At 74.9% G+C, this 10,104-nt stretch carries 5 protein-coding genes and 1 pseudogene; 3 read left to right on the forward strand and 3 right to left on the reverse strand.

Annotation, left to right across the window (positions count from 1 at the left end; all coding sequences use genetic code 11):
- Positions 1-655: pseudogene (locus P1P70_RS33475) on the forward strand (hydrolase); the annotation flags it as partial.
- A 95-nt stretch (positions 656-750) separates the two neighbouring features.
- On the forward strand, positions 751-2,175 hold the full coding sequence (locus P1P70_RS33480; protein WP_319244511.1) for an RICIN domain-containing protein: 1,425 nt from the start codon (positions 751-753) through the stop codon (positions 2,173-2,175).
- Positions 2,176-2,236: 61 nt separating this feature from the next.
- Here P1P70_RS33480 and P1P70_RS33485 read toward each other — a convergent pair whose 3' ends face one another.
- The 3 genes from P1P70_RS33485 to P1P70_RS33495 form a co-directional block, all read right to left on the reverse strand.
- Positions 2,237-4,345: an ATP-binding protein gene (locus P1P70_RS33485; protein WP_319244514.1), complete on the reverse strand. Its 2,109-nt coding sequence runs from the start codon at positions 4,343-4,345 to the stop codon at positions 2,237-2,239.
- The gene (locus P1P70_RS33490; protein WP_319244516.1) at positions 4,342-4,998 is read right to left on the reverse strand and encodes a DUF4255 domain-containing protein; all 657 of its coding nucleotides are present in this window, start codon (positions 4,996-4,998) and stop codon (positions 4,342-4,344) included. Before P1P70_RS33490 ends, P1P70_RS33485 begins: the two co-directional genes overlap by 4 nt.
- 135 nt (positions 4,999-5,133) lie before the next feature.
- Positions 5,134-5,847, reverse strand: coding sequence for a response regulator transcription factor (locus P1P70_RS33495; protein WP_319244518.1), 714 nt, complete (start codon positions 5,845-5,847; stop codon positions 5,134-5,136).
- A gap of 272 nt (positions 5,848-6,119) precedes the next feature.
- Here P1P70_RS33495 and P1P70_RS33500 point away from each other — a divergent pair, with 272 nt between their 5' ends.
- Positions 6,120-9,671: an AAA family ATPase gene (locus tag P1P70_RS33500; RefSeq protein WP_319244520.1), complete on the forward strand. Its 3,552-nt coding sequence runs from the start codon at positions 6,120-6,122 to the stop codon at positions 9,669-9,671.
- Positions 9,672-10,104 lie beyond the last annotated feature (433 nt).

Consider the following 10,104-nt stretch of genomic DNA (forward strand, 5'->3'; position numbering starts at 1 on the left):
TTTGTATAAGAGAGAGGGCGCGGTCGTCGGGCCCTTTTTGGGCTTCTCCCCGCCCCCGCAGGCGGAGGAGCCGAAGACCGACGGCGGCGGCGGAAGCGGCGGCGGTGACGACGGTGGCGGCGGATCCGGCGGCGGGGGCGAGGAGAAGCCGAAGAAGGCGCCGACGGCCGCGACCGCCGTACGACAGCTGGCCGCCGCCGACCCGGACGGCCGGCACATCTGCTACCGCGCCTTCGTGAAGGGCAAGGGCTGGACGGCCCCCGAGTGCGACGGCGACACAGCCGGCACGGTCGGCCAGGGCAGGCCGCTCACCGCCCTCAACATCGCGGTGGCCGGTGTGGGCGGCACCGCCAGCGCCGCCTTCGTCCACAACCCCGGCTCGACGAACGGCCAGGGGCACTACGTGGAACCCTGGGCGGGCGCGCCCGACGGTCTGGACAACTGGATCGGCGACTCCAAGAAGGACGCCCCGGACATGCTGGGCTTCACCATCAACGTCGACGAGGGCGCCCGAGGGGTCTGCCAGTCGGTCCACCAGAAGGACCGGGGCTGGCAGAACCTGGCCTGCGACAAGCCCGGTGAGGGGGAGCGCTACATCTTCGGCGGCACCCTCGACAACGGAATCTGGCTGGAAGCCGTCAAGTTCACGGTGTGACAAGGCTGTTGGGGCGGGATCGGGTGGCCTTCGGGGCAGCCCGGCCTGCCCCGGCGACTCCTGACCGTATGCGGCCGACCGCGTAGCGTCCCTCCGTGAGCCTTTGGACTTCGCTCGAACCCGCCTCCGCGACCGTGGACCCGGGGAGCAGCACGACCGTACGGCTGCGGCTGCGCAACACCGGTGACGTGGTCGACGAGTACCGGTTCGAGCCCGTCGGCGACGTGGCGCCGTGGACGACCGTGGAGCCGCACACCCTGCGGCTCTACCCGGGGACGACGGGCACGGTCGAGCTGACGTTCGCGCCGCCGCGCACCCCGGACGCGACGGCCGGGCCCCACCCGTACGCGGTGCGGATCACGCCCACGCAGCACCCCGAGGCGACGACGGTCCCCGAGGGGAACCTGACGATCACTCCGTTCACGGAGGTGCGGGCGGAGCTCGTCCCACCGACCGTGAAGGGACGCCTCCGGGGCCGGCCGCAGCTCGCCATCGACAACCTCGGCAACACGAAGGTCACCGCCGCCGTCAGCGGCAGCGACAACGGCGACCAGCTGTCGTACGACATCCACCCGAGCAACGTGCAGATCGAGCCCGGGCGTGCCGCCTTCGTGAAGGCCACGCTGAAGCCCCGGCAGATCATCTGGTTCGGGTCCAAGGAGGAGAGACCGTACGCGCTCGCCGTCCAACGGGCGGGCGTGGCACCGCGGTCCGTCGACGGCACCTATGTCCAGCGGGGGTTCCTGCCCGGCTGGCTCGCCACCTGCCTCGGGGTGGCCGTGGCGCTGGCGATCACCTTCGTGACCCTGTGGTTCGCCTACCAGCCCAAGGTCGTCAGCGCCGCGAGCGACCTCCGGCAGGCCGGAACGACCGCCCTGCCGAGCGCCAGCCCGTCCGCGATGGCCCCGGCGCCCACGGTCTCCGCCGCGCCGCTGCCCTCCGAGACGCCCGAGGCTCCCCCGCGGGAGGAGCAGCCCGAGGAGGAGGACCCGGGTTCCGGATCCGGTTCGGGCGGGGGCTCCGGTTCCGGATCCGGCGGGTCGGGCTCCGGCTCCGGCGGGTCGGGCTCCGGGTCGGACCGGGAACCGGAGACCAAGGAGACGCCGAAGAAGAAGCCGTCGGCCGTCAAGGGGTTCGCGATCATCGGCCAGGGCTCGAACCGCTGTGTCGACGTCACGGACGCGCAGAACGGCAAGGGCAAGGACGGCACCCCGCTCCAGATCTGGGACTGCGCGGGCTCGGCCAACCAGAAGTGGGACTTCCGGGGCGACGGCACCGTGCGCTCCCTCGGGCTGTGCATGGACGTGGCGTGGGGCTCCCGGGACGACGGCGCGGTCATCCAGCTGGCCAGGTGCAGTGGCAACCCCGCCCAGCAGTTCGTACTCAGCACCGAGGGCGACCTGGTCAACCCGCAGGCCGACAAGTGCGTCGACGTGAAGGACAACGGCACCCGCAACGGCGCCGACCTCCAGCTGTGGACGTGCGCGGGCACCCCGAACCAGAAGTGGCGCGTGAAGTAGACACGGGTGCGCACGGCGGGGGCGCCCCGGACGGGCCGCCCCCCGTACCTCCGTCGGTCCGCTACCAGTTGCCCTCGCCCGGCACCAGGCGTCCGGCCTTGCGGTACTCGCGCTCCGCGCCCTCCCGCAGGTCGGCGTGGGTGACGGGCCCGCCGCGGCCGGCGGCGGCGTACGCGGCGGTGACGACCGCGCTGCGGATGGAACCGCCGGCCAGCTCGAAGTCGCGGGCGACCGCCGCCGGATCCGTGTCGTCGGCGAGCGGCACGGCCGCCAGGCTGTGCCGCCACAGCGCCAGACGCTGGGCCGTGTCCGGGAACGGGAAGTCGACCACCAGATCCAGCCGCCGGGTGAACGCCTCGTCGATGTTGGCCCGCAGATTCGTGGTCAACAGGGCGATCCCGTCGAAGGACTCCAGGCGCTGCAGCAGATAGGCGCTCTCCATGTTGGCGTACTTGTCGTGCGCGTCCCTGACCTCCGAGCGCTTGCCGAACACCGCGTCCGCCTCGTCGAAGAGCAGCACGGCATCGGTGCGGTCGGCCTCGGTGAAGATCCGTTCCAGGTTCTTCTCGGTCTCGCCCACGTACTTGTCGACCACCGAGGAGAGCTGCACGACATAGAGGTCGAGGCCGAGTTCGGCCGCCACGACCTCCGCCGACAACGTCTTGCCGGTGCCCGACCCGCCCGCGAACAGCCCGAGCACCCCACGGCCCCGGCCGCCCCCGGCGCTCAGCCGCCAGTCGCCGAGCACCCGGTCGCGATGCCGGGCACGCAGGGCGAGTTCCCGCAGCTGGGCGAGGGGTTTGTCGGGCAGCACGAGGTCGTCCCAGCCGACGTCGGGGCGGATCCGGCGGGCGTGCCGTTCCAGCCCGGAGGCGGACTGCAGACGCGCCGCGTGCCGCAGATGGGCGGCGGTCACCTCGGTGCCGTCGAACGCCGCGAGGTCCACGGCCGCACGCGCCGCCCGCTCGATCCGGTCACCGCCGAGCCGGTACGGGGCGACCGTGGCCGCCAGGTCGAACCCGGGCCCGTCCGCGCCGGCGCCGAGCGCCGCCGACCAGGCGTCCGGCGCGCCCGCGGCCGGCCGGGGGACGTCGAGGACCAGCGGATCACGGTCGCACCACTGCGGGTCGTACGGCTGCGGCCCCGCCAACAGCACGGTCACGTCGGCCGCCGTCAACGCCCGGATCAACGGCCCCGGTTTCTCCGGCAACGGCGACACCACGACCGCGCACCCGCGCAGCCGGGCCTCGCGCAGCAGACGGGGCAGGAGGGCGGCGAGCTCGTCCTCGGCCGCCGGGGGAGTGAAGTGCAGCGCATCCACCCCGGCTGCGCGCAGGGCGGCGCCCGCGCGCACCAGGCCGTCGCCCTCGCGGTGCTCCCGCAGATGCACGGTCACCGGAGCGGCGGCGAGCCGGGCGGCCAGCCGCGCCGTGAACCCACCGTCCTCCACGGACGGGGGCGCGAACGGATCCACCGCCACCGCCGACGACTTGCCCACCCCCAACACCGACGCCGACGCCGACGGCGGCCCGAGCGGACGGACATGGCCGACGAGCGACGCGTCCAGCGTGTCGTCGCCGAGCAGATGCGCGACCAGCCGGTCCGGCACCCGCAATCCTCGCCCGAGGAAGGGCCGTTCGGGGTCCTCGACGGTCAGCAGCCCGAGCGCGCTCAGCGGTGCCGAGGGCATGAACCGGGCCCGGGCCCGCGCCAGGTGCACGGGCAGCCCACACAGGTCGAGCGCCAGCCCGACCGTGGCCCGACGCCTGCTCACGTCGTCGTTCAGATACCCGTACAACTGCTCGTAGGAGCGGTCCAGATCGGGTGCCAGGGCGATGAGCAGGATCCGCGCGTCCAGCTCGGTCAGCCCCAGCCGCCCCGCGAGCGCCTCCAACGGATCGTCCGCGGCGGCCCTCCGGCCGGGTCCCGGGGCCGGTGCCGCGCCCGGTGCCGAGCCCGGTTCCGGGTCGGCGAAGACGGACGGGTGCGGCCGCACGGACGGTTCCAGCAGATGCCGTACGCCCTCCTCGGACAGGTACAGCCCCCGCAGCGGGTCGCTCGCCGTCGGATCACCGGCACCGCGCTCGGCCACCAACTCGGCCACACGTTCCCGCAGTCGGGCGAGCCGGATCAGGAGCCCCTCGGTGTCCGCGCCGACGTGCACGCTCACCGCTGCCGCTCCCCGGTGACCGGCTTCGACGGCAACTGCCCCGGCCGGTGGGCGCGTTCCTCCGAGCCCTCCAGGGAGCCGTCGATGCCGCGCACCCGGATCGCCGCGCCCTCGGTGACCGGTGGACCGGCGTCGTACTCGGGGAAGGCCGGGAAGGGCGCGGTCACCACGAGGTCGAGGGACGGTTTGAGCTCGCCGCCCAGCGCGGACCAGATCTCGGCGAGGGACCGCGACTCGGTGTGCAGCCCCGCCACCGAGAGCGGCACGGACAGCCCCAGCGCACCGAGCGCGCCCGGGAGTTCGCTCGGGGGGAGCAGTTCGCGCGGCAGCAGGTTGGCCAGCACCGCGGAGAGCAGCCTGTGTTCGTCCTGGGGCTGCTTGGTCCAGGCCGTCACCAGGTACGACAGCCGGAACCAGCGGGGCGGCTGCCGACGGCGTACGACGATGTCCCGCTCGTCGCGGACGGGCATGTGGCCGCGCTGGCGGCGCGAGACGTCCTCACGGATGTCGTACAGATAGGTGTTGACGGCGGGCGCGTTGCGCCGGGCCGCCCAGTCGCGGGTCGGGGCCTCGAAGGAGACGTCGATGCCGGAGCCGGCCAGGGCACCACCGCCGATCAGTCCCTTGAGGACCTCGTCCACTTCGTGGATCACGGTCGTGCTCTCCTGCGGTGTCGGATGCCTGTGCACCGATCGTGCCCGGTGCGGGCACCGCGCCTGTAGACGCGCCGGGGACGTCGGGCGGGCAGAGTGCGCTGCCCAAGTGGGCGGGTGGGGCTGCCCGTTCGATCAGATGTAGCCTTCACGGAGGGCATAGGCCACCGCGTGCGCCCGGTTGCGCAGATGCAGCCGGGTGGTGAGGCCGTGCATCACGTTCTTGACGGTGCGTTCGGAGTAGGAGAGCTTGCTCGCGATCTCGCCGGTGTCCATCCCCTCGGCCACCAGCCGCAGGACGTCGATCTCCCTCGGCACCAGCCCGGACAGCGGCGCCCCGGTGCGCCCGGCGACCGAACGCTGCAACGTCCCCACCTGGTTGATCAGCCGGCCGAGCAGGTCGGCGGGCAGGTCGCCGTCCCCGCGCGAGGCCGCGAGCACCGCCTGCGCCAGCCGGTGCGCGGTCGCCTCCTGCCGCCACACGATGGCCCCGACCCCGCACTCGATGACATCGAGCAGTTCCGTCTCCCGGATCATGCTCACCACCAGCACGGCCCGCGCCCCCTCGCTGCGCACCAGCCGACGCAGCGCGGAGAGCAGCGGCTCGTCCGGGGTGTCCCCGACGAGCACGGCCACGGTGCCCGGCCGTACCTCGGTGTCGTCCACGAGGTCGATCACCGGGTGCCCCCGCAGCTGGCTGAGCACGCCGGAGCGGGAGAGCGGGTCGAGGGTGTGGACCACGACCGGGATGCGGCGCCGGGTCTCCTGGGGCTCCGACGAGACGGGGGCCGCGGCCGTGGCCGTCGCCAGGGCCGTCGCCGTGTCCGTGGTCCGGAATGTGCTGCGCAACCGTTTCTCCCGTATGCACGAAATCGCCGCTCCTGTGAGGGGAGTGGCCGATGGGCTCGATTCACCCTTCTGTGTGACGTGTGCGCTGCGCAATCGTGGAGGACCACGAGATGCACCACGAGATCACCGGGGGACCGACCACGGGACCGCCTCGTCACTCACCACGGCACCGGCCACGGCGTTTTCACGCCGACCGTCCGCGATCGGTGCACCCCGACGGGCCCTGCCCCGTCTACGGAAGCGGAAAACGACCTTCCACGAAGGAGACAGCGATGTGCCCGCCGGAACCGCTTCTCGAACGCCGTGAGGCCATGGAGCTGCTGACCGCGGAGGCAGCCCGTGCCCGGACCGGCGCGGGTCGCCTGGTGCTGCTCCGGGGCGCCACCGGCACCGGCCGCACGGCGCTCCTGGAATGGGCCGCCGACCACGCGGCCGCGAACGGCATGCGGGTCCTGCGGGCCCGCTGCTCGCCCGAGCACACCTCCGTGCCGTTCGACACCGTCTTCCAACTCCTCGCCCACGGGCCGGAGTTCGACCAGGCCCCAGGCGAGGCGCCGGACTTCGACCAGGTCGCGGGCGAGGCGCCGGACCCGCCGGGCACCCCGCCGCACCGGGGCAGGCCCGCCCGGCTGTGGCGCCTGCTGCGGTCCTACGCGGCCGAGTCCCCCCTCCTCCTCGCCGTGGACGACGCGCACGTCGCCGACCCCGCCTCCCGCCGCTGGCTCGTCGAGGCCGTCCGCCGCATCGACCGGCTGCCGGTCCTCCTGGTGGTCACCGAGCGCGCCCAGTACGACATCGACCCCCCGGCGGACGGTCTCGCGCACGCCCTCTCGCCCGCCCTCGTGCACACCCACACCCTTGCCCCGCTGAGCCCGGACGCCGCCGCCCGGCTGGTCCGCACCGTCCACGCCGGTGCCCCGCCGGAACGGGTCGACGCCTGCTTACGCGCGGGCGCGGGCAACCCGCTGTTGCTGCGCGCCCTGCTGTCCGACCTCCGCGACACCGACCCCGGGGCCTTCCCGGCTGCCCTTCCGGACACCTGCGCGGCGCTCTACCCGGGCACCTACGCCGCCGCGGTGTCCTGGTGGCTGGACAGCGCCGGCCCCGCGACCGTCGAGGTCGCCCGCGCACTCGCCGCGCTGGACGACGCGCACCCCTCCTCACCGGGTGACGACAACGCCCCCTCACCGGCCGACGAGGGCGCCCCGGTGGCGATCGACGCCGACCTGCTGGCCCGTACGGCCGGTGTCGACCCCGCCCGCGTCCCCGGCTGGCTCACCGCGATGACCGGCCTCGGCCTGCTGCGCCCCGACACCGAGGGCCGCCCGCGCTACGCCCACCCGCTGCTGCGGGACGCCGTGCTCGGCGGCTGGGCCGGCGCCGACCGGCAGGCCGCCCACCGCCGGGCCGCCGAGGCGATGCTGCACCGCGGTGACAGCACCGCGGCCGTCGCCGGCCAACTGCTGCGCTGCGGCCCCGTGGGCGAGGCCTGGGCGACCGGCGCCCTGCTCGACGCCGCCGACCTCGCCGTCCGTGACGACCGCAGCGACGACGCCCTCGCCCTGCTGCGCCGCGCCCTCGACGAGCCGATGCCGACCGCCCGCCGCACCGTGGTCCTCACCGAACTGGGCTCCCTGGAGTACGCCACCGTGCGCTCCGGCGCGGGCATCCCCCGGCTCGTCGAGGCGATGCGCCGGCCGGGCCCGCCCCGTGAGCGCGTCCAGGCTGCCGTCGCGCTCGGCACCGCCCTGGCCCGGCGCGGCGAGGCCCGCACCGCCGTCGACGTGCTGCGCGGGCTGCACGACGAGCACCTGACCGACCATCCGGACCTGATCCGCACCGTCCAGACCGCCTCGGCGCTGCTCTCCGACCACGACCAGGGCGTACGGCAGGAGGTCTACCGCTGGCTGCGCGAGACCGCCGAGGCCTCGCCCCACCTGGTCGGCACCGCGGGGCAGGCGCTGCTGGTGCGCTACGAGGCCACCGCCGGTCTGACCTCGGCGGCGACCGCGATGGACCGCGTCCGAGCTCTGCTCGCCCAGCCGGTCGACCCGACGGACGAGGTGTTCCTGCTGGGCACGGCAGCCGCGGTCGCCCAGTGGGCCGACCAGCTCGACGAGGCCGAACGGCTGGTCCGGCGCGGCCTCGGCGGCCGGCGTACGTCCCTGCTGCACCCCATGCACCTGGCCCTCCGCAACGTCCGTGTCGACATCACCGCCGCGCGCGGCGCCCACGAGGAGGTCCTCGCCGACCCCGAGGTCACCCGCGCGGTCGCCGGGCGTTCCGAGTCCGCCAACGCGCTGGCCCACGCCGTCATCGCCCTCGTGGAGACCGACCGCGCGGACGAGGCCGAGCGCCTGGCCGACGCCTTCGACCTCCAGAACGCCCACGACTCCTGGGAGTTGAACCGCTTCCTCTACGCCCGTGGCCTCCTGCGCGCCGCCACCGGCGACCCGGCGGCCGCCCTCGACGACTTCCTGGAGTGCGGCCGCCGCCAGTCGGCACGGGACGTGGCGAGCCCCGTCGTCACCCCTTGGCGCACCGCCGCCGCCGAGTGCCACCTCGCCCTCGGCCGACCCCACGAGGCCCTGGCCCTGGCCGAACAGGAACTCTCCCTGGCCACCGTCTGGAACACCCCCCGCGTGGTCGGCCGCGCCCTCACCACCCTCGCCACGGCCACCCGGGGCCACCGGGGCCTGCACCTGGCCGACCGAGCGGTACACCTCCTGCGCCACGGCACCGAAGCCGACGCCCGCGCGGTGCCCGAAGCCCCGGCGGAGCCCGGGGTCACGGCCGTGCTGCCGGGGAGCGCCGCCGCACTGTGGGGTGCCGACGCGTCCGGTGGCGGGCCGGGCCCGTGGGGTGCCGCGGCGTCGGGCGGCGCGGCGGCGAGGGTGACGGCGATGCGCGGTTGGGCACTGGGCGGGGGCCCCGCGCGAGCGGTGGGCGGCTGGACGGCGGACGGAAGATCGGCGGTGTCGTCGATCCCGTCGATCCCGTCGATCCCGTCGGACCCGTCGAACCCGTCGATGCCGTCGATGCCGTCGATCACCGGCTGGGCGCCGGCCGAGGCGTCGCCGGGCGGCGGCCGACCGCCGGCCGAGGTGCCGGGCAACGGACCGGCGGCCGGCTCACCCGGCTTCGGACGGGCCGTCACCGCGGGCGGGACGTGGACCGTGTCGCGGCCTGACGCGGGCCGCACCCCTGACCCGAGGACCGCGAGGCCCGTCGCACCGCACCCGGAACGGCCCACCGCGCCGACCAGGGCCAAGGCCGTGCCGCCGGACGGAGGCGGTTCCGCGCCGTGGGACGGAAGCGCCATCGCGCCGCGGGACGGCGGCTGGGCCGCGCCGGACGGAGGTCGAGCGGCGTCTTCGGCCGGGCAACGGGAGACGGTGTCGGGCAGTACCGCCCCCGTCGACGCCCCCGTCGACGTGGAGTTGATACCGGCGCTCGTGGCGCAGGGGCGGGGGCTTGTCGCCGTCGGGGAGCGTGCGCGGGCCCGTGAGGCCTTCCGGGAGGCCGCCGAACGCGCCGAGCGCCTGGGCGCGCACCGCCTGCGCGCGATCGCGGAGTCGGCGCTGCGCGAGGGCGGTGCCCGCCGCACGGCGACCCCCCTCACCGGCCCCTCCGCGCTGACCGCCGGCGAGCGCCGTATAGCCGAACTCGCCGCCCAGAACCGCACGAACACCGAGATAGGGCAACTCCTCCACCTGGCCCGCCGCACCGTCGAGACCCATCTGACCAGCACCTACCGCAAGCTCGGCATCCGCCGCAGAGCGGAACTCGGCGCGGCGCTCGCGAACACCGGGGAGACCCCCTGACCCCACCGCACAACAGCCGCCCGTCACGGCGCCGCGCTCCCGGTCCTCGTCGGCCAGGGCGCCCCGCCCTGCCCCTCCCGAGCCGCAGCGGCAGCGGCCCCGCCCCCGCCGCGGCCCCGCCCCTACGTGGAACCACGTAACCCGCCACGCAGCTCCACCGCGCGGGCGCGAGAGCGGAACGGCGCGGACGGCCGGAGCTATCGTGCGGTGCACCGCCGCCGCCGTCGCCCTGAGGAGGCACCCGATGGGCGCTCGTTAGTTCATGCTCGCGACCCGTATACCGACACCGATGTCGCGCGACGGCTTCGACACCTGGCTGCACACACCCCTGCCGGACCTCGCCGTCATCGAGAACCAGACCGCCCTGCCGACTCGCTGAACGTGTCGGTCGACCCCGTCCTGCGTGGCCCCCACTCCGCCCCCGAGCCCATCC

It is taken from the genome of Streptomyces sp. MB09-02B (assembly GCF_033794485.1).
Lineage (GTDB): Bacteria > Actinomycetota > Actinomycetes > Streptomycetales > Streptomycetaceae > Streptomyces.